22 protein-coding genes are annotated in these 25973 nt (G+C 71.2%); 13 read left to right on the top strand and 9 right to left on the bottom strand.

The window, feature by feature from the left end; genetic code table 11:
• Positions 1-97: 97 nt before the first annotated feature.
• Complete coding sequence (locus FLP10_RS06745; RefSeq protein ID WP_149160171.1) at positions 98-766, bottom strand: potassium channel family protein; 669 nt, start codon at positions 764-766, stop codon at positions 98-100.
• Entirely contained in the window at positions 759-2201 is a 1443-nt protein-coding gene (locus tag FLP10_RS06740) for a TrkH family potassium uptake protein (protein WP_149160170.1), read from the bottom strand. Before FLP10_RS06740 ends, FLP10_RS06745 begins: the two co-directional genes overlap by 8 nt.
• Positions 2202-2275: 74 nt before the next feature.
• On the opposite strand from FLP10_RS06740, the gene FLP10_RS06735 reads away from it, so the two are divergent.
• Positions 2276-2713: an ArsR/SmtB family transcription factor gene (locus FLP10_RS06735; RefSeq protein ID WP_149160169.1), complete on the top strand. Its 438-nt coding sequence runs from the start codon at positions 2276-2278 to the stop codon at positions 2711-2713.
• Positions 2714-2725: 12 nt separating this feature from the next.
• Here the strand turns inward: FLP10_RS06735 and FLP10_RS06730 are convergent, their stop codons facing one another.
• Complete coding sequence (locus FLP10_RS06730; RefSeq protein WP_149160168.1) at positions 2726-3235, bottom strand: GNAT family N-acetyltransferase; 510 nt, start codon at positions 3233-3235, stop codon at positions 2726-2728.
• 271 nt (positions 3236-3506) lie between these two features.
• On the opposite strand from FLP10_RS06730, the gene FLP10_RS06725 reads away from it, so the two are divergent.
• Both FLP10_RS06725 and FLP10_RS06720 read left to right on the top strand, forming a co-directional pair.
• On the top strand, positions 3507-3605 hold the full coding sequence (locus tag FLP10_RS06725; RefSeq protein WP_003792170.1) for a 30S ribosomal protein bS22: 99 nt from the start codon (positions 3507-3509) through the stop codon (positions 3603-3605).
• Positions 3606-3719: 114 nt separating this feature from the next.
• Positions 3720-3989: a glutaredoxin family protein gene (locus FLP10_RS06720; protein WP_149160167.1), complete on the top strand. Its 270-nt coding sequence runs from the start codon at positions 3720-3722 to the stop codon at positions 3987-3989.
• Between the two features lie 48 nt (positions 3990-4037).
• On the opposite strand, the gene FLP10_RS06715 is transcribed toward FLP10_RS06720, so the two are convergent.
• The 3 genes from FLP10_RS06715 to FLP10_RS06705 all read right to left on the bottom strand — a co-directional run bounded on the left by FLP10_RS06715 (position 4038) and on the right by FLP10_RS06705 (position 7303).
• The gene (locus tag FLP10_RS06715; protein WP_210418490.1) at positions 4038-4961 is read right to left on the bottom strand and encodes a formylglycine-generating enzyme family protein; all 924 of its coding nucleotides are present in this window, start codon (positions 4959-4961) and stop codon (positions 4038-4040) included.
• Positions 4962-5044: 83 nt separating this feature from the next.
• Positions 5045-6394, bottom strand: coding sequence for an aspartate--tRNA(Asn) ligase (gene aspS, locus FLP10_RS06710; protein ID WP_210418489.1), 1350 nt, complete (start codon positions 6392-6394; stop codon positions 5045-5047).
• Between the two features lie 225 nt (positions 6395-6619).
• Positions 6620-7303 (bottom strand): amino acid deaminase, encoded by a 684-nt coding sequence (locus FLP10_RS06705; protein WP_149160165.1) that lies wholly within the window; start codon positions 7301-7303, stop codon positions 6620-6622.
• Between the two features lie 71 nt (positions 7304-7374).
• Between FLP10_RS06705 and FLP10_RS06700 the strand changes: the two genes are divergently transcribed.
• The 5 genes from FLP10_RS06700 to ccsB all read left to right on the top strand — a co-directional run bounded on the left by FLP10_RS06700 (position 7375) and on the right by ccsB (position 12355).
• Positions 7375-8019, top strand: a complete 645-nt coding sequence (locus FLP10_RS06700) for a histidine phosphatase family protein (RefSeq protein ID WP_149160164.1) — start codon at positions 7375-7377, stop codon at positions 8017-8019.
• 8 nt (positions 8020-8027) lie between these two features.
• The gene (locus tag FLP10_RS06695) at positions 8028-8639 is read left to right on the top strand and encodes a TlpA family protein disulfide reductase (RefSeq protein WP_149160163.1); all 612 of its coding nucleotides are present in this window, start codon (positions 8028-8030) and stop codon (positions 8637-8639) included.
• A complete protein-coding gene (locus FLP10_RS06690; protein ID WP_149160162.1) occupies positions 8639-9391 on the top strand; it encodes a cytochrome c biogenesis CcdA family protein in 753 nt (250 codons plus the stop codon). The genes FLP10_RS06695 and FLP10_RS06690 overlap by 1 nt, the downstream gene beginning before the upstream one ends.
• A 94-nt stretch (positions 9392-9485) precedes the next feature.
• Positions 9486-11255: a cytochrome c biogenesis protein ResB gene (gene resB, locus FLP10_RS06685; RefSeq protein WP_149162127.1), complete on the top strand. Its 1770-nt coding sequence runs from the start codon at positions 9486-9488 to the stop codon at positions 11253-11255.
• Complete coding sequence (ccsB, locus tag FLP10_RS06680) at positions 11252-12355, top strand: c-type cytochrome biogenesis protein CcsB (RefSeq protein ID WP_149160161.1); 1104 nt, start codon at positions 11252-11254, stop codon at positions 12353-12355. The genes resB and ccsB overlap by 4 nt, the downstream gene beginning before the upstream one ends.
• Before the next feature lie 374 nt (positions 12356-12729).
• Here the strand turns inward: ccsB and FLP10_RS06675 are convergent, their stop codons facing one another.
• On the bottom strand, positions 12730-13302 hold the full coding sequence (locus tag FLP10_RS06675) for a TetR/AcrR family transcriptional regulator (RefSeq protein WP_246150239.1): 573 nt from the start codon (positions 13300-13302) through the stop codon (positions 12730-12732).
• Positions 13303-13361: 59 nt separating this feature from the next.
• On the opposite strand from FLP10_RS06675, the gene FLP10_RS06670 reads away from it, so the two are divergent.
• Together FLP10_RS06670 and pulA are read left to right on the top strand one after the other, a co-directional pair.
• Entirely contained in the window at positions 13362-13844 is a 483-nt protein-coding gene (locus FLP10_RS06670) for a DUF1772 domain-containing protein (protein ID WP_149160160.1), read from the top strand.
• Positions 13845-14422: 578 nt separating this feature from the next.
• Positions 14423-20707 carry a pullulanase-type alpha-1,6-glucosidase gene (gene pulA / locus FLP10_RS06665; RefSeq protein ID WP_149160159.1) on the top strand — a complete coding sequence of 2095 codons (6285 nt, stop codon included), beginning with the start codon at positions 14423-14425 and terminating at the stop codon, positions 20705-20707.
• A gap of 72 nt (positions 20708-20779) precedes the next feature.
• On the opposite strand, the gene FLP10_RS06660 is transcribed toward pulA, so the two are convergent.
• Together FLP10_RS06660 and FLP10_RS06655 are read right to left on the bottom strand one after the other, a co-directional pair.
• Positions 20780-21796 (bottom strand): o-succinylbenzoate synthase, encoded by a 1017-nt coding sequence (locus tag FLP10_RS06660; RefSeq protein WP_149160158.1) that lies wholly within the window; start codon positions 21794-21796, stop codon positions 20780-20782.
• A 53-nt stretch (positions 21797-21849) separates the two neighbouring features.
• Positions 21850-22503, bottom strand: a complete 654-nt coding sequence (locus FLP10_RS06655) for a hypothetical protein (RefSeq protein ID WP_149160157.1) — start codon at positions 22501-22503, stop codon at positions 21850-21852.
• Between the two features lie 218 nt (positions 22504-22721).
• Here FLP10_RS06655 and FLP10_RS06650 point away from each other — a divergent pair, with 218 nt between their 5' ends.
• The 3 genes from FLP10_RS06650 (at position 22722) to FLP10_RS06640 (ending at position 25950) form a co-directional block, all read left to right on the top strand.
• A complete protein-coding gene (locus FLP10_RS06650) occupies positions 22722-23660 on the top strand; it encodes a 1,4-dihydroxy-2-naphthoyl-CoA synthase (RefSeq protein ID WP_149160156.1) in 939 nt (312 codons plus the stop codon).
• A gap of 43 nt (positions 23661-23703) precedes the next feature.
• Positions 23704-24858: an AMP-binding protein gene (locus FLP10_RS06645; RefSeq protein ID WP_168209120.1), complete on the top strand. Its 1155-nt coding sequence runs from the start codon at positions 23704-23706 to the stop codon at positions 24856-24858.
• Between the two features lie 90 nt (positions 24859-24948).
• Positions 24949-25950 (top strand): 1,4-dihydroxy-2-naphthoate polyprenyltransferase, encoded by a 1002-nt coding sequence (locus FLP10_RS06640; protein ID WP_149160155.1) that lies wholly within the window; start codon positions 24949-24951, stop codon positions 25948-25950.
• Positions 25951-25973 lie beyond the last annotated feature (23 nt).

The raw sequence follows: 25973 nt of genomic DNA, 5'->3' as shown, positions 1-25973 counted from the left end.
TACGCCGGTTTCGCGATGTTGGGAATGCTGCGAACGGAGGTCTCGCCACGGCGCGGATGTCTCGCCACGGCGCGGTGACGCGGCATCCGGTCGAGCCCTACTCGAGCGCCGCGAATTTCTCGATGTCGCCCTCGGTGCCCGAGACGATGATCAGGTCGTGGTTCGACACGACCGTCTGCTCGGTCGCGTACGTGAACGGCTTGCCCGGGCTCTTCACCCCGACCACCGTGACCCGGTGGCGCGAACGCACCCCCGACTCGGTGAGGTTCTTGCCCCGGATCGGCTTCGGCGGGTACATCTTCACGAGCGCGAAGTCGTCATCGAACTCGATGAAATCGAGCATCCGGCCGCTCACCAGGTGCGCGGTGCGCTCACCGGCCTCGCGCTCGGGGTAGATGACGTGGTTCGCGCCGATGCGCTCGAGGATCTTGCCGTGCGACGCCGAGATCGCCTTGGCCCAGATCTGCGGGATCTTCAGGTCGACGAGGTTCGCGGTGATGAGCACGGATGCCTCGACCGATGAGCCGACCGCGCACACCGCGATCGAGAAGTCCTGCGCGCCGATCTGCTTCAGCGCGTCGATCGACTTCGCGTCGGCGACCACCGCGTGCGTCACGCGGTCGGCCCACTTCCCCACGAGGTTCTCGTCGGTGTCGACGGCGAGTACCTCGCGGCCGAGGCGGTCGAGCTGACCGGCTGTGGCCGCGCCGAACCGCCCGAGTCCGATGACGAGCACCGGGGCGTCATGTCTGATGCGATCAACCAACGATGGGCCTCTCTTCCGGTCGTTTGTACAGCTGTCGACGGGTCGTCGCGGCGAGGGCGGCCGCGAGGGTCACCGTGCCGACGCGCCCGAAGAACATGGTGAAGGCCATGACGTACACGCCGGCGGGCGGCAGGTCGGCGGTGAGTCCCGTCGTCAGGCCGCAGGTGGCGAACGCCGAGATCACGTCGAACAGCACATAGTCGAAGGGCTGCTTCGAGATCTGCAGGATCGCGATCGACGCGGCGGCCACGATCGTCGACCCCCACAGCACGACCGCGACCGAGAGGCGCAGCATGTCGCGCGGGATGCGTCGCCCGAACGCCTCCATCGACGGCGTGCCGCGCGCCTCCGCGAATGCGGCGAGGAACAGCACCGCGAGGGTCGTGACCTTGATGCCGCCCGCGGTCGACGCCGAGCCGCCGCCGACGAACATGAGCATGTCGGTGACGAGCTGGCTCGAGCCGTACAGGTCGTGCATGTTCACGGTCGCGAATCCGCCCGAGCGCGCCATCACCGACATGAACATCGACTGGAAGATCGTCGGCCCGGCGTCGAGCCTGCCGTACGTGGCCGGGTTGCCGTGCTCGAGCAGGATGTACATGACGGCGCCGGCGATGAACAGGATGATCGTCGTGGTCAGCGTGAGCTTCACGTGCAGGCTCCACCGGCGCGGCTGCCGCCACCCGCGCGCGAGCGCGAAGATCACCGGGAAGCCGAGGCTGCCGAGGAACACCCCGACCATGAGCCACGACTGCATCCAGTAGTCGTGCATGAACGGTTCGAGGCCACCCGGGTTCGGGGTGAAGCCCGTGTTCGTGAACGCCATCGCCGAGTAGTAGAACGCGTACCAGATCGAGTGGAACGCGTCGTAGCCGGCCGCGAACATGCTCGGGATCATCGCCACGGCGACCGTCGTCTCGATGACCAGGGCGCTGACCGCGACCGTGACCAGCAGCCCGCCCACCTCGCCGAGTCGTACCGCCTGCCGCTCGGCCACCGGGCCCACGTGCAGCCGCGACGGGTTCGAGTCGCTCGCGGCGAGCAGCTTGGCCCGCAGACCGAGCCGGCGCGAGATGACCAGGCCGAGGGTGGTCGCGAGCGTGAGCACGCCGACACCGCCGATGTTCACGCCGACGAACACGAGCAGGTTGCCGAACGGCGACCAGTAGGTGGCCATGTCGACCGTCGACAGGCCGGTGACGCAGATCACCGAGACGGCGGTGAAGAACGCGTCGTGCAGCGGCACGGCCGTGCCGGGCCCCGAGCGGGCGACGGGCAGCGAGAACAGCAGTGTGAACAGCAGGATGAGCCCAGTGAACACGGTGATCGCGAAGCGCGACGGCGACGTGCGCACGAAGGCGTCGACGGCGTCGCGGGTCCGGCCGAGCCAGCTCCGTTGGGGAGCGCGAAGCGCCGCAGGTCCCCTCCGCCTCACGCGCTCCTCCAACCCGACGTCCGCTGAACGCGTGTGTCATGGTACTCCCCGGTGCGAATGACTACCCTTGACCCATGGCGGACATCTTCGACGTGGTGGCGGACTCGACCCGGCGCGACATCCTCGCCGTACTCCTCGATCGCGAGACCGACGCGCCGCAGTCGGGTGGCGAGATCAGCGTGTCCGAGATCGTCGCCGTGCTGGGTGCCAGCCAGCCGACCGTGTCGAAGCACCTCAAGGTGCTGCGCGAGACGGGCCTCGTCGCCGTGCGCGAGGAGGGCCAGCACCGCTACTACCGGCTCGATCGCGCCCCGCTCGAAGAGCTGGAAGACTGGCTCATCCCGTTCCTCGCGCAGGACGCCGCGGCGGATGCGGCCAAGCTCGCCTCGGCCGATGAGCACGACAGCGCCCTGAACGACGAGCAGCTCGCGTTCGCTGCGAAGCTCGGCAAGGCGTTCGCCGAGACCGCCCATTCGGTCAGCTCGGTCGTCGGGCCGCTGCGCAAGGGCTGACGCGGCCCGCCGTCAGGCGAGGCGCTTGATCATCTCGAGTTCGAGGCCGCCCGGCTCGAGCTCGTAGTCGCGGCTGCGGCCGGTGAACGAGAAGCCGAGCTTCTCGTAGAAGCGGATGGCCCGCGGGTTGTGCTCGTGCACCTCGAGGCGCAGCGTGTCGCCGTATCCGCGCGCCCACGTCTCGATCGCGTCCAACAGGGCGCGCGCGACCCCGGATGCCTCGCCGCGGCGGTCGGGCGCCACGTACACGCCGACCAGCAGCGGCACGGATTCGCCCTGAGGGAGCCATCCGCCCATCTGCCCGACCCAGCGCTCGCCCTCGATCGCGACCACCGAGGTCTGCCCGGGCGTCTCGCCGCGGCGCGCGCGCTGGCGCCACTCGGGTTCCTCGACCTGCAGCGCGTGGTCGAGGGTCTCGGCGTAGGCGAGCGGCGTGTCGCGCAGCATCTCGAGCCGCAGCGCGCGCACCGCCTGCCAGTCGTCTTCTCGGGTCGTACGGATGACGAGTTCATCGCGGAGCATCCTTCGAACCTAACCTGCCTGCGGATGCTTTTCTCAGGCGGAATGGGTCGGATTCGCTGCGGAATCGGCGTGTTCTCCTGAGAACGGTGCGGATTGCGACGGTTCTTCCTGAAAAGAGTTGGGGCGCCGGGAGGGGTGGGAGGAGTGGGAGCGGGGGTCCGGGAATGGGTGGGGAACGGGGCCGGTCGGGGGATCCGGTAGACTACCCTGAGGCTTTCCCGCCCACGGCAGCGGCACGCGCCGCCGGCTCGACTTTTTCAGTGAGGTTCTGATGGGTTCCGTCATCAAGAAGCGTCGCAAGCGCATGGCGAAGAAGAAGCACCGCAAGCTTCTTCGCAAGACGCGCCACCAGCGTCGCAACAAGAAGTAGGCTCGCGCCTGCTCCGCACTGAGCGCCGGATCCGTCCGGCGCTTTTTGCATGCCCGTTCTTCGGCGTCAGGATGCCTCGGGCCTGCGCCGTGCGCGGCCGCGTACGCTGAGACGGTGACCGCACGCACCATCCGCCTCACGCTCATCGGCAAGCCCGGCTGCCACCTCTGCGACGATGCGCGCGAGGTCGTCGGCGCCGTGCGCGACGAGGTGGCGGCGACGCCCGACGCGCCGACGATCGACTACGACGAACTGTCGATCCTCGACGACGCGGCGCTCGCCGACCGGTTCGCCGAGGAGATCCCCGTCGTGCTCATCGACGGCGAGATGCACACATACTGGCACGTCGACCCGGTGCGCCTGAAGTCGGCACTCCTCGGCTGACGCACGCGGGCACCGCACCGCACGCGGGCACCGTCACGCCCGTCGGCGTCAGCGCGCGCAGCGGAAGCCGATGTGGGTCGTCGCCGTGTCTTCGGACTGCGGCGAGCGGGCGGCCGGGCGGTAGCGCAGGCAGTACTCGGGCGAGCAGAGGTGCGACCCGCCCTTGAGCACCCGGCGCACCTCGGATGCCTCGCCGGATGTCTCGCCCGACGCCGAGCCGAGCAGGTTGCGTCGACCGCCGGCGTCGACGGCGGTATCGGCGAGCCCGGGCACCACGTGCCGCGGCGCGTACGCGTCGGTCGTCCACTCCCAGACGTTGCCCGTCATGTCGACCAAGCCGTAGCCGTTCGGGGGGAACGTGCCGACGGGTGAGGGCCCGACCCAGCCCGCCGCGCCGGTGTTCTCATACGGGAACCGCCCCTGCCACCGGTTCACCATCAGCCGGCCGCCCGGGAACTCCTCGTCGCCCCAGGCGAATCGGGCGCCCTCGAGCCCGCCGCGCGCGGCGTACTCGAACTCCGCCTCGGTCGGCAGGCGGCGGCCGGCCCACGCGGCATAGGTCGCGGCATCCTCGTAGGCGACCATGACGACCGGATGTCGCGGCCGCTCGTCGGCCGTCGGCCCGGGCCAGCCGGGCTCGCGCCACGTGGCACCCGCTCGCCAGCGCCACCACTGCGACCAGTCACCCAGGTCGACCGGCCCAGCGGTGGGAGTGAAGACGAGGCCGCCGGGCACGAGGACGGCGGGGTCGACGCCCGGGAAGTCGGCCGGGTCGAGGTCGCGCTCGGCGACCGTCACGTAGCCGGTATCGGCCACGAATGCGGCGAACTGCTCGTTCGTCACGGGGTGCTGCTCGAGTTCGAACGTCGCGACCTCGCGTACGTGCACGGGCGTCTCGTCGGCCGAGAACTCGGCCGAGCCCATGAGGAACCGCCCGGCGGGGATCGGCACCAACGGGGTCAGGTCGACCATGCTCCGAGCCTACGTCGGCGGGTGCGGATCGGCGCCGGTCGCGGCATCCGCCTCACCCCACCCGACCCGAGCGCGGGACGCGCTTACGGTGCGAGGCGCGTCGGCCCGCGGAACAGGAACGTCACCTCCCGGATCGACGCCTCACCGAGCATGAGCATGAGCACGCGTGCCAGGCCCATGCCGAAACCGCCGTGCGGCGGGATGCCGTAGCGGAAGAAGTCGAGGTAGTGCTCGAGGCCCTCGGGGTCGAGGCCCTTCGCCCTGGCCTGCTCCTCGAGCACCTCGACGCGGTGCTCGCGCTGCGCGCCGGTCGTGATCTCGGTGCCGTTGTAGATCAGGTCGTAGCTCTTGGTGAGCCCGGTCTCGGGATCGACCATGTGATAGAACGGCCGGATGCCGGTGGGGTAGTCGGTCACGAACACGAAGTCGTGGCCGTACGTCTCTTTCACGTGCGCGGCGATCTGGCGCTCGCCCTCGGGGTCGAGGTCGCCGTCGGTGCGAGGGATCTCGTACCCGCGGGCCTTCACGATGTCGCGTGCCTCGTGCAGCGGGATGCGCGGGAACGGCAGCGCGGGCACCGCGAGCTCGATGCCGAACTGCTCGCGGATCTCGTCGCCATGCTTCTCGACCACGGCCTCGAAACCGGCGGCGAGCAGTTGCTCCTGCATCGCCATGACGTCTTCGTGGGAGTCGATCCAGCTGATCTCGGCGTCGACCGAGATGAACTCGGTCGCGTGCCGCGAGGTGAACGACGGGTCGGCGCGGAACACCGGGCTGATCTCGAAGATCTTGCCGAAGCCGGCGGCCTGGGCCATCTGCTTGAAGTGCTGCGGGCTCTGCGCGAGGTACGCGGTGCCGAGCTCGAAGTAGTCGAGCTGGAAGAGTTCGGCGCGCGACTCGGAGGGGCTCGACATGAGCTTCGGGGTGTGGATCTCGATGAAGCCGTTGTCGACCCACCAGGTGCGCCACGCGTGCTCGAGCGTGGTCTGGATGCGGAAGATCAGGTTGTGCTTCGGCTGGCGCAGGTCGAGATAGCGCCAGTCGAGGCGCTTGTCGAGCGACGAGTCGGCGGCGATGGGCGGCTCGGCGGGTGCTGCCGAGACGACCTCGAGGGTCGCGATCTTGATCTCGATGCCGCCGAGCTTCACGCGCTCGTCGTGCTTCAGCTCACCGGTGACCGTGAGGAACGAGCCGTGCGAGAGGCCCGAGATGGCCTCGGTGAGGGCGAGGGCTGCGGATGCCTTGGGCCCGGCGTCGTCGGCGAGCTCGCGCGTGGCGGGGTTCACCAGCTGCACCGCACCCGACTCATCGCGCAGGATGACGAACTGCACCTTCTTCTGGTCGCGGACGGTCTCGACCCATCCCGAGACGGTGACGGCGCCGTCGGCGCGGGCGGCGAGGTGCTTGACGAGGGTGCGTGCGGTCACGGGCATCCATCCTACCCGGCCGGATTCGCCCCCTGACCGGGTCACCCACCCCCACCCGCGCCCCCCTGCTTTTCTCAGGCGTAATGGGTCGGTTCGGCGCATCCGTCGGCGTGTCTTCCTGAAAACGGTGCGAATCGGGCGGGTGTTCCTGAAAACGGTGGTCGGTGGGGCGGCGGGGCGGGCGGGGGCGGGCCGGGCGGGCGGGCGGGCGGGCGGGGCGGGTCCGGGCGGTCAGGGTGCGAGGGGCGGCGCGGCGTTCCAGCGCAGGCCAGGCGCGGAGGTCTCGAACTCCTCGAGCACCGCGGCCGGGTCGGATGCCACGGGGAAGGTCGTGACGATCCGGATGCCGCGCCCATCGTCGAGGCCGTAGGCGAGTGCCGCGGGCCGTCCCGGAACGTCGGTTGCGGGCGACACGGCGATCACGGTGTCCACGCCGTCGACGCGCCGCGTGCGGCGACGCGCGTCGGGGCGGGACAGCAGCTCCGAGGCATCCGCCGTGACCCGCTCGAGCAGCGTGCCCGGCCCCGCCCACGGATGGAACCGCTCGGGCGGCCCGCCGTAGGCGTTGGCGAGCTCGCCGCCGAGCCATCGCTCGCGCTTCAGACCCCAGGGCGTCGGCACCGTCGACAGCAGGTAGCCGTAGACGTGCAGCAGGCCGGCGTTGCCGATCGGCCAGGCGGCGTCCTCGCCGAGCCCCGCGATCGCGTGCAGGCCCTCGAACGTGCTGCGACGCAGTACCTCGCCGGCGTGCTCGTCGATCACGGTCGACCGACCCCACGCGTCGAACCCGCCCGAGGCCCGGTCGAGCGCGATCGACGACACGAGCCACGGCAGCAGTGCGAGCGCGCCGGGCAGATCATCGGCGACCGCGAGCTCGGCGGCGCGATCGAGGGCGATGAGGCGGTCGGCGGACATGCGGGGACGATACCGGATGCCCCGCCGCCGCTCGGCGAATTCGAAGGAATCGCCTCCGTAGACTGGAGCCCGTGCCGGCCGACCAGATCCATCTCGTGCGCCATGGCGAGGTGTTCAACCCGCAGGGCGTGCTGTACGGGCGACTCGAGGGGTACGGGCTGAGCGAGCTCGGGCACCGCATGGCGCAGTCCGCCGCCGACGACCTCGTCGCGCGCTCGCGGACGGTCGCGGCGCTGGTGAGCTCACCGCTGCAGCGCACGCGCCAGTCGGCGGAGCCGATCGCCGCGGCATTCGGGCTCGAGGCATCCATCGATGAGCGCCTCATCGAACCCGAGAATCGATTCGAGGGCAAGCGCATGACCGGCCGCGACTCCGCCCTTCGCGACGTGCGCAACTGGGCGTACCTCGTCAACCCGTGGGAGCCGAGCTGGGGCGAGCCGTTCCGCTCGATCGCGACGCGGATGCTGCACGCCGTCGAGGACGCGTGGTCGAGCGTCGACGGCGGCGACGCCGTGCTCGTCAGCCACCAGCTTCCGATCTGGATGGTCCACCGTCGCCTCGCGGGCAAGGGGCTCCCGCACGACCCCCGCCGCCGCCGCTGCGCGCTGTCGAGCATCACGACGCTCGAGCGACGCGGCGACCGCTTCGTCGAGGTCGGCTACACGGATCCTGCCGCCGGGCTGGGCGCGCAGGCCACCGATGTGGGGGCGGTGTGATGGGCCGGATGCCTCGGAGCGGGCCTCGATACGCTCGCTTCGCTCGCTACTCGGCCGGCGGCGTAGTGCTCGCGCTGCTGCTCACCGGCTGCACCTCCGACCCGCTCGCCGACCAGTACCGCGAGGGCAGTGGCAAGAACTACATCGCCGGCGACGGCACGATCGCCGAGTTCGCACCCGACTCGCGCGAGGATCCGGTCGTCTTCTCGGGTGAGACGGTCGACGGCGGCGCGTTCGACTCGGCCGACGCGGCCGGCGAGGTCATGGTCGTGAACTTCTGGTACGCGGGCTGCGCGCCCTGCCGGGTCGAGGCGCCGATCCTGCAGCAGGTGCACGACGACTACGGCGACGAGGTCGCCTTCGTCGGTGTCAACGTGCGCGACCAGGCCGGCACCGCGCGCCCCTTCGAGGACGACTTCGCCATCACCTACCCGTCGATTCTCGACGCCGACGAGGGCCGGGTGCAGCTCGCGTTCGCGGGCAAGGTGCCGCCGGCGGCGGTGCCGACCACGCTCGTGCTCGATCGCGAGGGTCGGGTCGCGGCGCGCATTCTCGGCCAGGTGAAGGATGCCTCGATCCTCACGACCATCGTCGACGGCGTGCTCGACGAGGGCGCCTGATGGGGCCGGGCGAGCTCGTCTTCAGCGGGCAGTTGCTGGTCGCGATCCCGATCGCGCTGGCCGCGGGACTGATCTCGTTCCTCTCGCCGTGCGTGCTGCCGCTGGTGCCGGGCTACCTCGGGTACCTGGGCGGTTTCACGGATGCCTCGGCCGACGCCGCGGTCGAACGGCGCAACCGCCGACGGCTGCTCGCCGGGGTGGCGCTGTTCGTCGCGGGGTTCACCGTGATCTTCTTGACGTACACGGTGCTCGCCGGCGTCGCCGGGGCGTGGCTGCGCACCTGGCAGGACCCGATCACGCGCGTGCTCGGCGTGGTGCTCATCGTGATGGGGCTCGTGTTCGTCGGACAGTTCACGTTCCTGCAGCGCCAGTTCAAGCCGTCGTGGCGGCCCGCGACGGGCCTGGCCGGTGCGCCGCTGCTCGGCGTGGTGTTCGGCCTCGGCTGGACGCCGTGCATCGGCCCGGCGCTGGCCGCCGTGCTGAGCCTCAGCCTCAACAGCGAGTCGGCGTGGCGTGGCGCGGTGCTCGGGCTCGCGTACTGCATCGGGCTCGGCATCCCGTTCCTGTTGGTCGCCCTGGGCTTCGGCTGGGTGACCGGCTCGATGGCATTCCTGCGGCGGCATATCCGAACCATCAACCTCATCGGCGGCGGGCTGCTGATCGTGATCGGACTGGTCATGGTCAGCGGTCTCTGGACGGCCTGGATGAGCGAACTCCAGGGGGTGATGCGTGGCATCGACCTCGTCCTCTGATCCCGCAGAGCAGACCGCCGAGCAGACTGCCGAGCAGGCCGCCCGGCAGGCCGCCGAGCGCGCCGTCGACGACGGCTCGCGCACGCACGACCCGCTGCGCCCCGCCGACCACGTCGACTCCGCGCCCGAACCCGACGCCGAGGCATCCGGTATCTCGCAACCGAAACTCGGCATCGTGGGTTGGTTGCGCTTCGCCTGGCGGCAGCTCACCAGCATGCGCACCGCGCTGCTGCTGCTGTTGCTGCTCGCGATCGCCGCGGTGCCGGGATCGCTCGTGCCGCAGCGTTCGAGCGACCCGAACGGCGTCACCCAGTACTTCCAGGACAATCCCGACCTGGCGCCGGTGCTCGACTCGTTCCAGATGTTCGACGTGTACACGTCGGCCTGGTTCTCGGCGGTCTACCTGCTGCTGTTCGTGTCCCTCATCGGCTGCATCATCCCGCGCACCAAGCACCACCTCGAGGCGCTGCGCGCACGACCGCCGCGCACGCCCGTGCGACTCTCGCGACTGGCGGGGTACACCGAGCGCGAGCTGCGCGCAGACGCCTCGAATGGGTCGGTCGAGTCGGGCGCGGCGGGCGCGGCGGATGTCGCGTCCGCGACGGTGTCGGACGCCGCCGTCGAGGCGTCGATCGCCGACGCCGCGGCGCGCCTCAAGCGTGCGGGCTACCGGGTCGAGCGGTACGACCTGCGCGGCGAGGCATCCGTGTCCGCCGAACGCGGCTACCTGCGCGAGACCGGCAACCTCGTCTTCCACACCGCGCTGCTCGGCGTGCTGGCGACGGTCGCGATCGGCGGCGGGTTCGGCTTCGCAGGGCAGCGCGTCGTGGTCGAGGGGCAGGCGTTCGTGAACACGCTCGGCGCCTTCGACTCGTTCAACCCCGGCCGGTTCTTCGACGACACCCAACTCGCTCCCTACCGGCTCGCGCTCGAGGGGCTCGACGCGGTGTACGAGACGCAGAACGCCGACGCGATCGGCCAGCCCATCGACTTCACCGCGCACGTCGTCGTCGAAGACCAGGGCGGCGAGTCGACCGATGCGACCGTGAAGGTCAACGAGCCGCTGCGCACGCACGCCACCGACGTCTACCTGCTCGGCAACGGCTACGCGCCGACCATCACCGTGCGCGACCCCGACGGCGAGGTCGTGTTCACCGACTCGGTGCCGTTCCTGCCGCAGGACGCGAACCTGACCTCGATCGGCGTCATCAAGGTTCCCGACGGGCTCGACGAGCAGCTGGGCATGGTGGGCTTCTTCTATCCCACGCAGGATGTGCTCTCGACGGGCGCGTACGCCTCGACCTACCCCGACCTCGTGTACCCGGTGCTGACGCTGAACGTCTACGAGGGCGACCTGGGCATCGACGACGGCACGCCCACGTCGGTGTACGCGCTCGACCCGAGCGGCATGACCCAGCTCACCGGCGGCACGACGGGCGTCGATTCGATCGAGCTGAAGCCCGGCGAGACGGCGGAGCTGCCCGGCGGCCGAGGCACGGTCACCCTCGAGGATGCATCGCCGGCGGGCACGGCGGACGGCGACCTGTCGCACAGCGTCAAGCGGTTCGCCTCGTTCGACATCCACCACGACCCGACCCAGGGCTGGGTGCTCGTGTTCGCGATCCTCATCATCGGCGGCCTGCTGGTGTCGCTGTTCGTGCCGCGTCGACGCATGTGGGTGAAGGCGGTGCGCCGGCGCGACGGCCGAGTGGTGCTCGAGTACGCGGGGCTCGCCCGCGGCGACGATCCCGGGCTCGACGACGCGGTGCGCGCGCTGGCCGACGCGCACGGCGGGGCGGCCCAGGCCGCCGAGGCATCCGGCGCTGACGATCCCTCGACTCCCGGAAGTAAGGTGGACGCGTGAGCTTCAGTCCCGACCAGATCTCGATCCTCTGCGTGTACTCGGCGCTCGCGGTCTACGCCATCGCGTTCATCGCGTACTCGATCGACCTCGCCAAGCGCGGGGTCGCGGCGGGCGCGGCGGCGAACGCGGCGGACGAGGTCGATGCGGATGCCACGGCGGCACCGGTCGCGGTGGGCATGCTGCAGGCCGCCGCATCCGCTCAGGTCGCGGCCGCTCGCGCCGGTGCGGCGTCGGCGAGCCCGTACGGGCCGACCGGCGAGGCATCCGATGCTGCCGCCCCGCGCCGTTCGCGCTGGCGCAGCGCGCTCGAGGCCGGCGCTTCGGTCGAATACGGCCGTTCGCCGGCGCTGCGCGTCGCCGTCGCGATGACCGTGCTCGCGTGGGCGCTGCACCTGACCGCCGACGTGCTGCGCGGCGTGGCCGCCGGCCGGGTGCCGTGGGCGAACATGTACGAGTTCGCCTTGACCGGCACTCTCGTGGTCACCACCGTCTACCTGGTCGTGCTGCTGTTCGCGAAGCAGGACCTGCGGTTCCTCGGCACCTTCGTGACCGGGCTCGTGCTCGTGCTGCTCGGCGTGGCCGCCGTGAACTTCTACGTCGAGGTCGCACCGCTTCCGCCCGCCTTGCAGTCGGTGTGGCTCGTCATCCACGTGTTCGTCGCGACCTCGTCGGTCGGGTTCTTCGCGCTCGGCTTCGCACTGTCGGCCGTGCAGCTCATGCAGGCCAGGCGCGAGTCGCTCGTCGCGAGCGCCGAGGCGATCACGAAGTCGTTCCTCGCGACGCTGCCGAACTCGGTGTCGCTCGAGAACCTCGCCTACCGGGTCAACATCATCGGCTTCATCCTCTGGACCTTCACGCTCATGGCGGGCGCGATCTGGGCCGAGAAGGCCTGGGGCCGCTACTGGGGCTGGGACACGAAGGAAGTCTGGACCTTCATCATCTGGGTGATCTACGCCGGGTACATCCACGCGCGGGCGACGCGCGGCTGGCGCGGCTCGCGGTCGGCGTGGCTGGCGATCATCGGGTTCAGCGCGGTGCTGTTCAACTTCACGATCGTCAACCTCTTCTTCAAGGGACTGCACGCCTACAGCGGCCTGTAGACCTCCTGCCCGGGCGCCGGCGCGCGCCGCGCGCGCGCGCTCGCGCGCGCTGGCTTCGCCGTTTGGACGCGTTTCGGCGGCGGTGCGGCGGATGGCCCGCCGAAACGCGTCCAAACGGTGCCGCGGGGGTCGCGGAAGTGGGGCTGTGCCTGGCTCGCTGGTCGCGGCCGTCTCTCCCCCCCCCCCCCGGCCCCCCGGCGCCCCGGCCCCGCGCCGTCGAGTGTTTCCGCTCGCGCCGAGCGTTTCCGTACGAGCGGAAACGGAGTGCGCGAGCGGAAACATTCGAGGGTGAGGGGTGAGGGGTGAGGGGTGAGGGGTGAGGGGTGAGGGGTGAGGGGTGAGGGGGTGGGGACACGCCTGCGCGAATACGGGGCTCACCCGGGGCCGAAAAGGGCGACGACCGCATCGACGCGATCGACGTCGAGTGCGGGGTCGAGACGCTGAGACGCCTCGAGCCGGCTGAGGCCGTGCAGCGTGCCCCAGAGCACCTCGGCCCGCACGGAACGCGCGCGGTCGTCGCGGCCAGAGACCGCGCCGTGCAGCAGGGCGAACGCCGCTCGCAGTTCGGCGGGCGTGTCGTCGGAGGCGAACGCGACGGTCGACGACATCGACGACATCGCCTCGGAGACGGCGGGATTCCGTCGGGCGAACTCGAGGTATGCCTCGACGAGCGAACGCAGCCGACCATCGGCCGGCGCGCGTTCGGCGGCCGCGGCGATCGCGGCGGTCAGCCGGCGCGACCCGTCGATGATCACGGCGCCGACGATCTCGTCGCGACCGCCGGGGAAGTCTGAGTAGAGCACTGGCTGGCTGTAGCCGATGGCCTCGGCGAGCCGCCGGATGGTGACCGCCGGCCACCCCTCCTCCTCGGCGATCGATCGCGCAGCCTCGACGACGCGGCGTGAGCGTTCGGAACGCAATTCCTGCATGCGGGGTGTGGAGGCCATGGCCTCATGCTAGCATTGCGAAAAATACTAGCAACGCTAGACATTCCGAGGAGTCATAGATGTTCTGGATCGACACCATCACCGCCACCATCGCGATCGTCGCGACCGCGGTGATCTTCGGCACCGATACGCTCACCGCCCTGGTGTCGCGAGCGGCGTTCGCCGAGATCGACGACCGTGCGCTCGTGCAGTTCACCGGGCGATCGCACCGCTATGGCGACCGACGGCTGTCGGTGGTCGGTGTGCTGAGCGTGGTGTTCAGCGTCGCGACGGTCGGGCTCGCGGTGCTCGCGCAATCGGTGCCCGCCGCCGTGGTCGCCTCGATCGTGGTCGTCTCGCTGGCGGTGTGGCTGATGCTCTTCGCGCGCATCTCGGCCCCGATCAACAAGCGGCTCACTGCGGCCGCGCTCGCCGACGAGGTGCCCGCCGACGCCCGTGCACTGCAGGAGCGCTGGGAGTCGATCATCGTCCTGCGCAGCGTGTTGCAGGGGGTCGCGGTCGTGGGGCTGTGCGTGGCGCTCGCGCTGATCGCGGCCGCCTGAGCGCTGCCCGCCCACTCCCACCCGCCCACTCCCACCCGCCCACTCCCACCCCGGCCCGGCCCGCCTGGCCCCCGCGCTCCGTACCCCGCGCATCCATCGAGTGTTTCCGTTCGCGCACTTTGTTTCCCCGAGAGTGGAAACAGAGTGCGCGAACGGAAACACTCGACGGTGGGGTGTGGGGTGTGGGGTGTGGGGTGTGGGGTGTGGGGTGTGGGGTGTGGGGTGTGGGGTGTGGGGTGTGGGGTGTGGGGTGTGGGGTGTGGGGTGTGGGGTGTGGGGTGTGGGGTGTGGGGTGTGGGGTGTGGGGTGTGGGGTGTGGGGTGTGGGGTGTGGGGTGTGGGGTGTGGGACGTGCGGCGTAGAGGTGCGGGTGCGGGCCGCGCGAGGGTGTAGGGCGTGAGGGGTGAGCGGGCAGGAGAACGTGAGAGCGTTTGCATGAGGGTGCGACGCGCGCCGTGGCATCCGTGTCGGTGAGCGGCAGCACCTATGTAAGCGCTTGCAATCGGGCGGCCTCGGCTGCTACCGTCGCCCCAGTCGGATGGCGCACGGGCGCGCCGTCGTCAGGGGCAGGAGTCGAGGATGACGCGAAGCACGAGGGTGCGCAGATGGTTGGCGACGATCGTGGCGGGTGCCCTCGGGGCATCCCTCATCGGCGCCGCGGTGATCGCGGGGCCCGGCGCGGCCGCAGCCGATGAGCCGCGCACCTTCGCCCTCGTCGGCAGCCTGCAGACCGAGCTCGGATGCCCCGGCGACTGGCAGCCTGAGTGCGCGGCGACCGAGCTCGCCCCGACGGCGACGCCGGGTGTCTACGCCGCCGACTTCACGATTCCGGCCGGCGACTGGGAGTACAAGGTCGCGGTGAACGACGCCTGGGATGAGGCGTACGGCCTGAACGGCGGCGGCGACAACATCCCGCTGACCGTGGCGGGCGACACCGAGATCCGCGTGGTCTTCGACGACACGCTGAAGAAGGTCGGTCTCGAGGCGACCGACGCGACGCTGCGCGGTGCGTACGACGAGGCATCCGACGCATCCTTGGTCGACGCCCCGGTGCGCCAGGCCGGCAGCGACGAGGTCTTCTACTTCGTGATGACCGACCGGTTCGAGAACGGCGACTCGTCGAACGACGAGGGCGGGCTCACCGGTGACGCGCTCACGACCGGGTACGACCCGACGCACAAGGGCTTCTACCAGGGCGGCGACCTGGCCGGCCTGCGCTCGCAGCTCGACTACATCGAGGGTCTCGGCACCACCGCGATCTGGCTCACCCCGAGCTTCAAGAACCAGCCCGTGCAGGGCGAGGGTGCGAACGCGAGCGCCGGCTACCACGGCTACTGGGTCACCGACTTCACGCAGATCGACCCGCACCTCGGCACGAACGACGAGCTGGGCGACCTGATCGCCGACGCGCACGACCGCGGCATCAAGGTCTACTTCGACATCATCACGAACCACACGGCCGACGTCATCGACTACGCCGAGGGCGAGTACTCGTACATCGAGCAGGCCACCGAGCCGTACCGCGACGCCGAGGGCAACCCGATCGACCTCGCCGACTACGCCGGAGCCGGCGCCCCGCCCTTCCCGGCGCTCGACGCGGCGACCAGCTTTCCGTACACGCCGGTGCTCGACCCGGGTGAGGAGACGCTGAAGGTCCCGGCCTGGCTGAACGACCCGACGCTGTATCACAACCGCGGTGACTCGACGTGGGAGGGGGAGTCGGTCACGTACGGCGACTTCGTCGGCCTCGACGACCTGATGACCGAGCACCCCACCGTGGTGAACGGGTTCGTCGACGTGTACGAAGAATGGATCGACCTCGGCATCGACGGGTTCCGCATCGACACCGCCAAGCACGTGAACTTCGAGTTCTGGCAGCAGTGGTCGGCCCAGGTGCTCGACTATGCGCGCACGGTCGCCGGCAAGCCCGATTTCTTCATGTTCGGCGAGGTCTACGACGCCGACCCGGTGAAGCTCAGCCCGTACGTTCGCGACACCGACATGAACTCGGTGCTCGACTTCACCTTCCAGTCGCAGGCGGTGAGCTTCGCGGCCGGCAACTCGGCGAAGAACCTGCAGTCGCTGTTCGCGGGCGACGACTACTACACGACCCCGCACTCGTCGGCGACGGCGCTGCCGACCTTCCTCGGCAACCACGACATGGGCCGCGTGGGGTACTTCCTGCAGAACACGGATGCCCCGCTCGCGCGCGACGAACTGGCGCACGACCTGCTGTTCCTCACGCGCGGCCAGCCGGTCGTCTACTACGGCGACGAGCAGGGCTTCGCGGGCACGGGCGGCGACCAGAGCGCCCGGCAGACGATGTTCGCCTCGCAGGTGGACGAGTACACGGGGCAGTCGCTCGTCACCGGTGAGCCGTTCGGCACCGGCGCGCACCAGTCGACGGATGCTCCGCTCTACGAGCACATCGCCGAACTCTCGGCGCTACGCCAGGCGCATCCGGCGCTCGCGACGGGCGCGCAGGTCGAGCGGTACGTCGACAGCGGCGCGGGCGTGTATGCGTTCAGCCGCGTCGACCGCGCCGACAGGGTCGAGTACCTGGTCGCGGTGAACAACGCGACCGAGACCCGCACGGTCGAGGTGCCGACGCTGACCGACGCGGGCGTGTTCTCGCCGCTGTACGTCGACGGCGACGGCGCGGCCGACGGGGCGATCACGGCCGACGCCGAGGGCGTGGCATCCGTCACCGTTCCCGCCCTGGGGGCAGTGGTCTACACGGCCGACCGCCCGGTGACCGCGCCCGACGCGGGGCTCGCGATCTCGGTCGCGACGCCGGCCGCCGGCGCCGGTGTGCGGGGCGTCACTCCGGTCGCGGCCGACGTCGACCTCGGCACCTGGCAGGAGACCAGCTTCGCCTGGCGCATCGCGGGCGACGAGTCGGATGCCGCGTGGCATGCCCTCGGCACCGCCGAGGACACCTCGCCCCGCGTCTTCCACGACACCGCGGGCCTCACGACGGGCACGCTGCTCGAGTACCGCGCGATCTCGACGGATGCCGCGGGCCACCGCTCGGCCGCGTCCACCTACGCGTCGGTCGGCAACGCGGTGAACCTCGTCGAGGTCGACGAGCCCGAACAGCCGATCGAACTGGTCACCGTGCCGGGCAACCACAACGCCGCGATGGGCTGCGCGGGCGACTGGGCACCCGGCTGCGAGGCGGCGAAACTGACGCTGCGCGCCGACGGCGTCTACGCCGGCACGTTCGACCTGCCCGCGGGCGATTACGAGTACAAGGTCGCGGTCAACGGCTCGTGGGACGTGAACTACGGCCAGGGCGGCGTGCCCGGCGGTGCGAACGTCGCCTACCACCACGACGGCGGGCCGATCACGTTCTATTGGAACCCGGTGACGCACCTGGCGACCTCCAGCGCGCAGGGGCCGATCCTCACCGTGCCCGGCTCGTTCCAGAGCGAAATCGGATGCCCCGGCGACTGGGCGCCCGACTGCCTGGCGTCGATGCTCTTCGACTCCGACGGCGACGGGGTGTACGAGTTCACGACCACGTCGATCCCGGCGGGCGCGTACGAGGCGAAGGTCGCGCACGGCATGAGCTGGGGCGAGAACTACGGCGTCGACGGGGTGCGCGACGGCGCGAATTACACGTTCACGACGAAGGACGGCGAGCAGGTGACGTTCCGGTACACGCTCGCCACGCATGTGCTCGAGATCGAGGTGGCGAACCCGCCGCTGCCCGGCGCCGGCGAGGCGCGCGCGCAGTGGATCGACGCCGACACCGTCGCCTGGCCGGCCGCGCTGCTCGGCGGCGCCTCGGCCGACGGGCTCTCGTGGACGCTCGAGCACTCGGCCGACGCAGGGCTCGCGATCGGCGACGAGGGTGCGGTGACCGGGGCGACCGGCGACGCCGTGCGGCTGACGCTCGACGCGGCCGGGCTCACCGATGCGCAGCTCGCGCGGTTCCCGCAGCTGGGCGGCGGAGCGTACCTGTCGCTGAAGGTCGACGGCGTCGATCGCGCCGCGGTGCAGCGGCTGCTCACCGAGCAGCTCGCGGTCGCGCAGCGCTCGGGCGAGGCGGATGCCACGGATGCTCCGCTGACCGCGTTCACCGGCGTGCAGGTGCCCGGCGTGCTCGACGACCTCTATGCGGAGGCCGTGGCATCCGTCGACCTCGGGGTCAGCGGGCGCGGCGACGACACGGTCGCGACCGTATGGGCGCCGACCGCGCAGTCGGTGGTGCTCGAGCGGTGGGACGTCGGCGCGACGGGCGACCCGGCGCTCGTCGAGGCATCCTTCGACCCGTCGACCGGCACCTGGGCGACCGCGCCGGGTGCGCTCGACGCAGGCGACGAGTACCGCTGGCGGCTCGAGGTCTACCAGCCTTCGACTGAGGCGATCGAGACCAACTCGGTCACCGACCCGTACTCGACCGCGCTCACCGTGAACTCGACGCGCACCGTCGTCGTCGACCTCGACGACCCGTCGATCTCGCCCGAGCTGTGGACCGACACGCCCACGCCGGTCGTCGAGCACGCGGTCGATCGCGCGATCTACGAACTGCACGTGCGCGACTTCTCGATCACCGACGAGACCGTGCCCGAGGCCGAACGCGGCACCTACCGCGCGTTCACGCGCGACTCGGCCGGCACCGCGCAGTTGCGCGAGCTCGCCGCCGCGGGCATCAACACGGTGCACCTGCTGCCGACGTTCGACATCGCCACGATCGAGGAGCGGCGCGACGCGCAGGCGACCGCCGACTGCGACCTCGCGTCGTTCGGGCCGGCGTCGACCGAGCAGCAGGCGTGCCTCGCGTCCATCCGCGACCTCGACGGCTTCAACTGGGGCTACGACCCGTACCACTACCAGGCGCCCGAGGGCTCGTATGCGGTCGACCCCGACGGCGGCGCGCGCGTCGGCGAGTTCCGCGAGATGGTCGGAGCGCTGCACAGCATGGGCCTGCAGGTCGTGCTCGACGAGGTGTACAACCACACCTCGGCGTCGGGGCAGGCCGAGACCAGCGTGCTCGACCGGGTCGTGCCGGGGTACTACCAGCGGCTGAACGCGGCCGGCGCCGTCGAGACCTCGACGTGCTGCCAGAACGTCGCGACCGAGCACTCGGTGGCGCAGAAGCTGATGGTCGACTCGGTGGTGCTCTGGGCGAAGGAGTACAAGGTCGACGGGTTCCGCTTCGACCTCATGGGTCACCACTCGAAGGAGAACCTGCTCGCGGTGCGGGCGGCGCTCGACGAGCTGACCCTCGAGCGCGACGGCGTCGACGGTTCGGCGATCTACCTCTACGGCGAAGGCTGGAACTTCGGCGAGGTGGCCGACAACGCGCTGTTCGAGCAGGCCACGCAGGGCCAGCTCGGCGGCACCGGCATCGGCACCTTCAACGACCGGCTGCGCGACGGCGTGCACGGCGGCAGCCCGGTCGACGGGTCGTCGACCTACGATCAGGGCTTCGGCACCGGGCTCGCTGGCGACCCGAACGGGCACCCCGCCCGCGAGGGCACGCGCACGCTCGGCCAGCAGACCGACCTGGTGAAGCTCGGCCTGGCCGGCAACCTGCGGGCGTTCGAGTTCGAGGCGTCCGACGGCACTCTCAAGCGCGGCGACGAGGTCGACTACAACGGGCAGGCCGCCGGCTACGCCGACCAGCCCGACGAGGTCATCACCTACGTCGATGCGCACGACAACGAGACGCTGTTCGACCACGGCATCTGGAAGCTGCCGACCGATACGTCGATGGCCGACCGCGTGCGCATGAACACGCTGTCGCTCGCGACCGTCGCGTTCGCGCAGACCCCGTCGTTCTGGCACGCCGGCACCGAGCTGCTGCGCTCGAAGTCGCTCGATCGCAACAGCTACAACTCGGGCGACTGGTTCAACCGAATCGACTGGACGGGCCAGGAGTCGACCTTCGGGTCGGGTCTGCCGCCCGAGGCCGACAACGGGGCGAAGTGGGCCGACATGGCGGCGCTGCTCGCCGACCCCGCGCTGAAGCCGAACGCGGCGGACATCGCGGCCGCCGAGGCATCCGCCCTCGACCTGCTGCGGGTGCGATCCAGCGTCGACCTGCTGCAGCTCGGCTCGGCCGAGCTCATCGAGCAGAAGGTGACGTTCCCGAACAGCGGGCCGGATGCCACGGCCGGTCTCATCACGATGCTCATCGACGATCGCATCGGCGGGGACGCCGACGCCGACCTCGACGGCGCCCTCGTCGTGTTCAACTCGTCGCCCGAGCCGATCACCGAGGCGATCGACGGGCTCGCCGGCCGCGAGTTCGCGCTCAACGCGGTGCAGGCCGAGGGCGCAGACGCGGTGACCGCATCGACGTCGTGGGATGCGGCGACCGGCACGGTGACCATCCCGGCGCGGACCGCGGCGGTGCTGGTCGAGGCGCAGGGCGGTGAGCCGGGTGAGCCGGGGGAGCCGGGCGAGCCTGGGGAGCCGGGGCAGCCGGGCGAGCCTGGGGAGCCGGGGCAGCCCGGGGAGCCGGGTGAGCCGGGTGCGGTGCCGACGCTGCAGCTCTCGACGGGCACGGTGCGCCCGGGCGACGTGATCGGCATCACCGGCGCCGGCTTCGAGCCGGGTGAGGCGGTGCAGGTGTGGCTGCACTCGACGCCGCGACTGCTCGTCGGTGCGACGGCCGATGCGCAGGGCGCGATCTCGGTGCAGGCGACGATTCCGCTCGACACCGAGCCCGGCGACCACGAGATCCGGGTGCTCGGAGTCGGCTCGGGCCTCGAGGCATCCGCCGCCCTCGTGGTGCTCGGGCCGCTCGGCCTCACGGGCACCGAGGCATGGCTCGCGCTGCTGCTCGCGCTCGCGTTGCTCGCGGCGGGCGCGATCGTGCTCGGACCGCGGCTGGTGCGGCGCGTTCGCTGATCACCCCTGGTCGGGGAGCGCCCAGACGCGTCGCCGCTTCGCGTCGGCGCTCCTCGACCGGTGGAGGGCGAGTCAGGCGCGCTCCGCAAGCAGCGCGTGGCAGCGCTCGAGACGCGCGAGCCACCACGCGGTGCGGTCGGCGTCGGCGGCCCACCGGTCGAGCAGCGCGGATGACACGTCGACCCGCCGCACGGGCACGGCTCCGTCGACCGGCGAGAGCGGAGCATCCGTGACATCCGCTGCCAGCAGCGACGCGGTGCCGAGCCCGCAGTCGAACTCGAGATCGGCGATCGCGGCCGCCAGGTGCGCGCCCATCGCGAGGCCGACGCTCGTGTCGAGCGCGCTCGACACGTTCACCGGCAGCCCCGCCTCGGCGACGATCGCGAGCGCGCGACGGATGCCGCCGAGCGGCTGCGCCTTGATCACGAGCAGATCGGCGGCGCCGGCCTCGGCGACCGCGAGCGGGTCGGCGGCGCGCCGCACGCTCTCATCGGCCGCGATCGGGATGCCCATGTAGCGGGTACGCTCACGGATCTCGGCAAGCTCGGGCACCGTCGCGCACGGCTGCTCGATGTATTCGAGGTCGAAGGCCGCCAGCGCGTGGATCGCGTGCTCGGCCTCGTCGACGTTCCATCCGCCGTTCGCGTCGAGCCGCACTCGGCCCTCGGGCCCGAGCGTCTCGCGCACCGCCCGCACCCGCGCGACGTCCTGTGCGAGCGTCTGGTCGGAACCCGCCACCTTGACCTTCGCGGTGCGACAACCGGGGAATCGGGCGAGCACGGCGGCGACGCTGTCGGGATCGACCGAGGGCACCGTCGCGTTCACGCGGATCGCGTCGCGCAGCGTGGGCGGCGGCGCGTTCCAGCCGAAGTCGATGGATGCCTCGAGCCACGTCGCGGCCTCGCCGTCGCCGTACTCGGCGAACGGGCTGAACTCGGTCCACCCCTCTGGCCCCTCGAACACGACCGCCTCGCGCACCTCGATGCCGCGGAACCGCGTGACGAGCGGAAGGGCCACGACGCGGGCCGACGCGAGCACGTCGGCGAGCGGGGGCGGCGGGGCGGGCGACGGTGCATTGGCGGGGCTCACCCCGTCATCGTGGCATGCGCCGCCCGCGCCGTCACGGCCCGGTCACGGCCCGGTCACGGCCCGGAGCTGTCGACGGGCGCGAAGATGCGGGTCACGCCCTGGGCCGGCGCGTCGATGTAGACGGCGACGGTGAGGGTGCGCGGCGGATTCTGCGCCTCGCCGACGACCACGTCGGGCCCGTGCGCGACGAGGAAGTCGTCGAACTCGGCGATGGTCGCCGGATACGTGGTGCGAACCGCGTTCGTCGACGACCCGATCGCGATGCCTTCGGCGGTGCGCACCTCGACGCCGCCGGTCGCCGGGCCCGACGCGAGCACGTCGAACGCGAGATCGGAGGTCTCGTGCGCCGTGCCGAGCCGGAACCCGCCCCAGCCGTACGTCGTGTACGGCGGGCGCTCGGCGTGGCCCGGATCATCGCCGACGACGGGCGCCTCGCCGAGCACGGCGGTGAGTCGTTCCACCACCGCGTCGAGCGAATCGTCGTACGCCGCTTCGAGCAGCGTGGTGTCGTCGTCGGCGATGACCGTGAAGCCGTCGGCGGCGACGATGATCGTCGCCGCGTCGGACTCGGGTGGCCGCACACTCGACTGCGTGTCCGGCGCTTGCGACGGCAGGGACACGGCGAAGGGTGCCGCGCAGCCCGCCAGGGCACTGGTGATGCCGGCGGCGACCAGAAGGGTGGTCGCCCGGCGGATGTGTCGGATCATGCGTGGGACGTAACCAGCCCCCCGGACGAGCCTGCTCAGGGTCAGCCCTGATCCAGGATCCCCCGACCGGTGGAAACTCACCCTCCCCCTCCTCCCCCGCGGGGACGCTTGTGGTCGCTTCGGGACGCGCGGGGCGACCACGAGCGTCCCCGCGGGAGGCGGAGGGTGACCACGAGCGTCCCCGGCGGGGTGCGGGCGCGGAAACTAGGCTGGAGGGCATGGCAGACCAGGTCTCCGAGCTGTTCGATCCGGCCGAGTGGGTGGATGCCCCGGCCGGCGCCGGGTTCACCGACATCACCTACCACCACTCGACCGACGGGCGCATCGCCCGGGTCGCGTTCGACCGCCCCGAGGTGCGCAACGCGTTCCGGCCGCACACGGTCGACGAGCTGTACCGTGCGCTCGAGGACGCGCGCACGAACCCGCGCATCGGTGTGGTGCTGCTCACCGGCAACGGGCCGAGCCCGAAGGACGACGGTTGGGCGTTCTGCTCGGGCGGCGACCAGCGCATCCGCGGCCGCGACGGGTACAAGTACTCCGACGCCGAGACGGCGATCGTCGACGGCGTCGGCGGTACGGCCGATCCGCACGGGCACGCCGCGGTCGGCCGCCTGCACATCCTCGAGGTGCAGCGGCTCATCCGCTTCATGCCGAAGGTCGTCATCGCCGTCGTGCCCGGCTGGGCCGCCGGTGGCGGCCATTCGCTGCACGTGGTCTGCGATCTCACGATCGCCAGCCGCGAGCACGGCCGCTTCAAGCAGACCGACGCCGACGTCGGCTCGTTCGACGCGGGCTACGGCAGCGCCTACTTCGCCCGGCAGATCGGACAGAAGTTCGCGCGCGAGGTGTTCTTCCTCGCCGAGGAGTACTCGGCCGACCGCGCGTACGAGATGGGCGCCGTGAACCGGGTGGTGCCGCACGCCGACCTCGAGCGCGAGGCCATCGCGATGGCGCGTGCCATCCTCACCAAATCGCCCACGGCGATCCGCATGCTGAAGTTCGCGTTCAACGCCGTCGACGACGGAATGGTCGGCCAGCAGGTGTTCGCCGGCGAGGCGACCCGTCTCGCGTACGGCACCGACGAGGCGGTCGAGGGGCGCGACGCGTTCCTCGAGAAGCGCGACCCCGACTGGGGCCCCTACCCGTGGCACTACTGATGTGGGTGACGGCTGACCGCCTGAGCCGGTTACGGGGTCGAGCGTGAAACCGCTCCTGCCGGTTTCGGCGTCGGAGGTCCCCGCGCTGACGCGCGCACTCGCCACGGCGCTCGAGGGCGGTGCAGCCGTGTTCCCCGTCGCCGGGGGTGACCTCGTCGCCCCGGCGGCCGAGGTCGACGACGGCATCGCGCTGGTCATCGAGACGAGCGGGTCGACGGATGCCCCGAAGCGCGTGCTGCTCACCGCCGACGCGCTGACCGCGAGCGCGGACGCCACGCACGACGTGCTCGGCGGCATCGGGCACTGGCTGCTCGCGCTTCCCGGTCACTACATCGCAGGTGCGCAGGTGATCGTGCGCAGCCTGCTCGCGGGGTCGGAGCCGGTGTTCCTCAGCGGCGGTGGGTTCGAGGTGCGAGCATTCGCCGAGGCATCCGCCGAATTCGACCCGACGATTCCGCACTACACCTCGCTGGTGCCCGTGCAGCTGGCCCGCCTCGTCGAGGCTGCCGAGCACGACCGGTTCATCGCCGCAGCCCTCGGGTCGTTCGACGCCGTACTGCTCGGCGGTCAGGCGGCGCCCGCCGGACTCGTCGCCCGCGCCGACGCACTCGGGGCGCGGGTCGTGCGCACCTACGGCTCGAGCGAGACGGCAGGCGGGTGCGTGTACGACGGCCTGCCGCTCCCGGGCGTGCGCGTCCGCATCGTCGACGACGAAGTGCAGCTCGCCGGCCCCACGCTCGCGTCGGGCTACCTCGACGACCCCGAGCGCACCGCGCGCGCATTCGAGACGGATGCCTCGGGCACCCGCTGGTACCGCACCGGCGACCTCGGCGCGTTCGACGCCGAGGGGCGCCTGCGCATCCGCGGTCGCGCCGACGACGTCATCATCTCGGGCGGCATCAAGGTGGCGCTCGGCGAGGTCGAGCGTGCGGTGCGCGGCCTGCCCGGGCTCGCGGGGGCGGTCGTGGTGCCGGTGGCCGATCCCGAATGGGGCGAGCGGGCGGCCGTCGTCAGCGGCGAAGCATCCGTCTCGCTCGATGCGCTCGCCGAGGCGACGGATGCCGCCGGGCTGCACCCGGCCGCTCGCCCCGTGCGCCTCGTGGTGCTCGACCCGCTGCCGATGCTCGCCTCGGGCAAGCCCGATCGCCGCGCGATCGCGGCCCACCTCTCATCGAGTGGGCGGAGAACGCGCGAGTAGAAGTTGGTCGGGGCGTTCTTCGCCCATTCGATCGGGGGTGGCTGGGGAGTGATCAGGGCATCCGAAGCCTCGCATCGTTAGCATGTGCGGGTGGCACGCCCGAAGACCCAGCGCAAGCAACCGCATCCCTCGTCTCGCTCGACGTCGCGAACCCACGGCCGTTCCGGCAATCCGGCCCGCGCCGCCGCGACCGGTCCGGTCGCCGCGGCGGGCCCCGTGACCTGGCGCGACTGGGTCGCCGGCGCGCGGCTGCGCACCCTGCCGCTCGCGATCTCGCCGGTCGCACTCGGCACGGGCGCCGGCGTCGTGGCGATCAGCGACGGCCCGTGGCATCCGACCCGCTTCGCCCTCGCGCTCGTGGTCGCCCTCGCGCTGCAGATCGGCGTGAACTACGCGAACGATTACTCCGACGGTATCCGCGGCACCGACGCGCACCGCGTCGGGCCCGCGCGCCTGACCGGATCGGGCCGGGTGAAGCCGCGGCACGTGCTCGTCGTCGCCCTCGTCTTCTTCGCCCTGGCCGCGGCCGCGGGCCTCGCGCTCACGATCACCACCCAGCAGTGGTGGCTGCTCGCGGTCGGCGCGGTCGCGATCGTCGCCGCGTGGTTCTACACGGGCGGCAAGCGGCCCTACGGGTATTACGGCCTCGGCGAGTTGTTCGTGTTCGTGTTCTTCGGGCTCGTCGCCACGGCGGGGTCGGCGTTCGTGCAGGCGCTCTGGGTGAATCTCGAGGCGTGGCTCGGCGGCGTCGGCGTCGGGCTCATCGCGTGCGCGGTGCTGATGGCCAACAACCTGCGGGATGTCACGCAGGATCGCGCTGCCCGCAAGCGCACGCTCGCCGTGCTGGTGGGGCCGGTCGCGGGGCGGGTGCTGTTCTGCCTGTTCCTGTTGCTGCCGTTCGGGCTCGTCGTGTTCTGGTCGCTGCTCTACCCGACCGCGGTGCTCGTGCTGTTCGCGCTGCTCGCGGCGATCCCGGCGTGTCTCATCGTGGCGATGGGCCGAACCCCCCGCGACCTGATCATCGCGCTGCAGCTCGCGAGCCTCACCTCGCTCGTCTACGGCATCGGGCTCGGGCTGGCGTTCGCGCTGTAACGCCGGGGTCCCCGATGGGCGGC

Source organism: Agromyces intestinalis, assembly GCF_008365295.1.
Lineage (GTDB): Bacteria > Actinomycetota > Actinomycetes > Actinomycetales > Microbacteriaceae > Agromyces > Agromyces intestinalis.
The sequence above is the reverse complement of the archived record's forward strand: the minus strand, read 5'-3'. Positions and strand labels throughout refer to the sequence as shown.

Excerpts from the sequence above, each read along its gene's own strand:
- FLP10_RS06735 (WP_149160169.1), top strand. The coding sequence starts at position 2,276 with ATGGCGGACATCTTCGACGTGGTGGCGGACTCGACCCGGCGCGACATC.
- FLP10_RS06730 (WP_149160168.1), bottom strand. The coding sequence starts at position 3,235 with ATGCTCCGCGATGAACTCGTCATCCGTACGACCCGAGAAGACGACTGG.
- FLP10_RS06725 (WP_003792170.1), top strand. The coding sequence starts at position 3,507 with ATGGGTTCCGTCATCAAGAAGCGTCGCAAGCGCATGGCGAAGAAGAAG.
- FLP10_RS06715 (WP_210418490.1), bottom strand. The coding sequence starts at position 4,961 with ATGGTCGACCTGACCCCGTTGGTGCCGATCCCCGCCGGGCGGTTCCTC.
- aspS (WP_210418489.1), bottom strand. The coding sequence starts at position 6,394 with ATGCCCGTGACCGCACGCACCCTCGTCAAGCACCTCGCCGCCCGCGCC.
- FLP10_RS06705 (WP_149160165.1), bottom strand. The coding sequence starts at position 7,303 with ATGTCCGCCGACCGCCTCATCGCCCTCGATCGCGCCGCCGAGCTCGCG.
- FLP10_RS06695 (WP_149160163.1), top strand. The coding sequence starts at position 8,028 with ATGCCTCGGAGCGGGCCTCGATACGCTCGCTTCGCTCGCTACTCGGCC.
- FLP10_RS06690 (WP_149160162.1), top strand. The coding sequence starts at position 8,639 with ATGGGGCCGGGCGAGCTCGTCTTCAGCGGGCAGTTGCTGGTCGCGATC.
- FLP10_RS06675 (WP_246150239.1), bottom strand. The coding sequence starts at position 13,302 with ATGGCCTCCACACCCCGCATGCAGGAATTGCGTTCCGAACGCTCACGC.
- FLP10_RS06670 (WP_149160160.1), top strand. The coding sequence starts at position 13,362 with ATGTTCTGGATCGACACCATCACCGCCACCATCGCGATCGTCGCGACC.
- pulA (WP_149160159.1), top strand. The coding sequence starts at position 14,423 with ATGACGCGAAGCACGAGGGTGCGCAGATGGTTGGCGACGATCGTGGCG.
- FLP10_RS06655 (WP_149160157.1), bottom strand. The coding sequence starts at position 22,503 with ATGATCCGACACATCCGCCGGGCGACCACCCTTCTGGTCGCCGCCGGC.
- FLP10_RS06650 (WP_149160156.1), top strand. The coding sequence starts at position 22,722 with ATGGCAGACCAGGTCTCCGAGCTGTTCGATCCGGCCGAGTGGGTGGAT.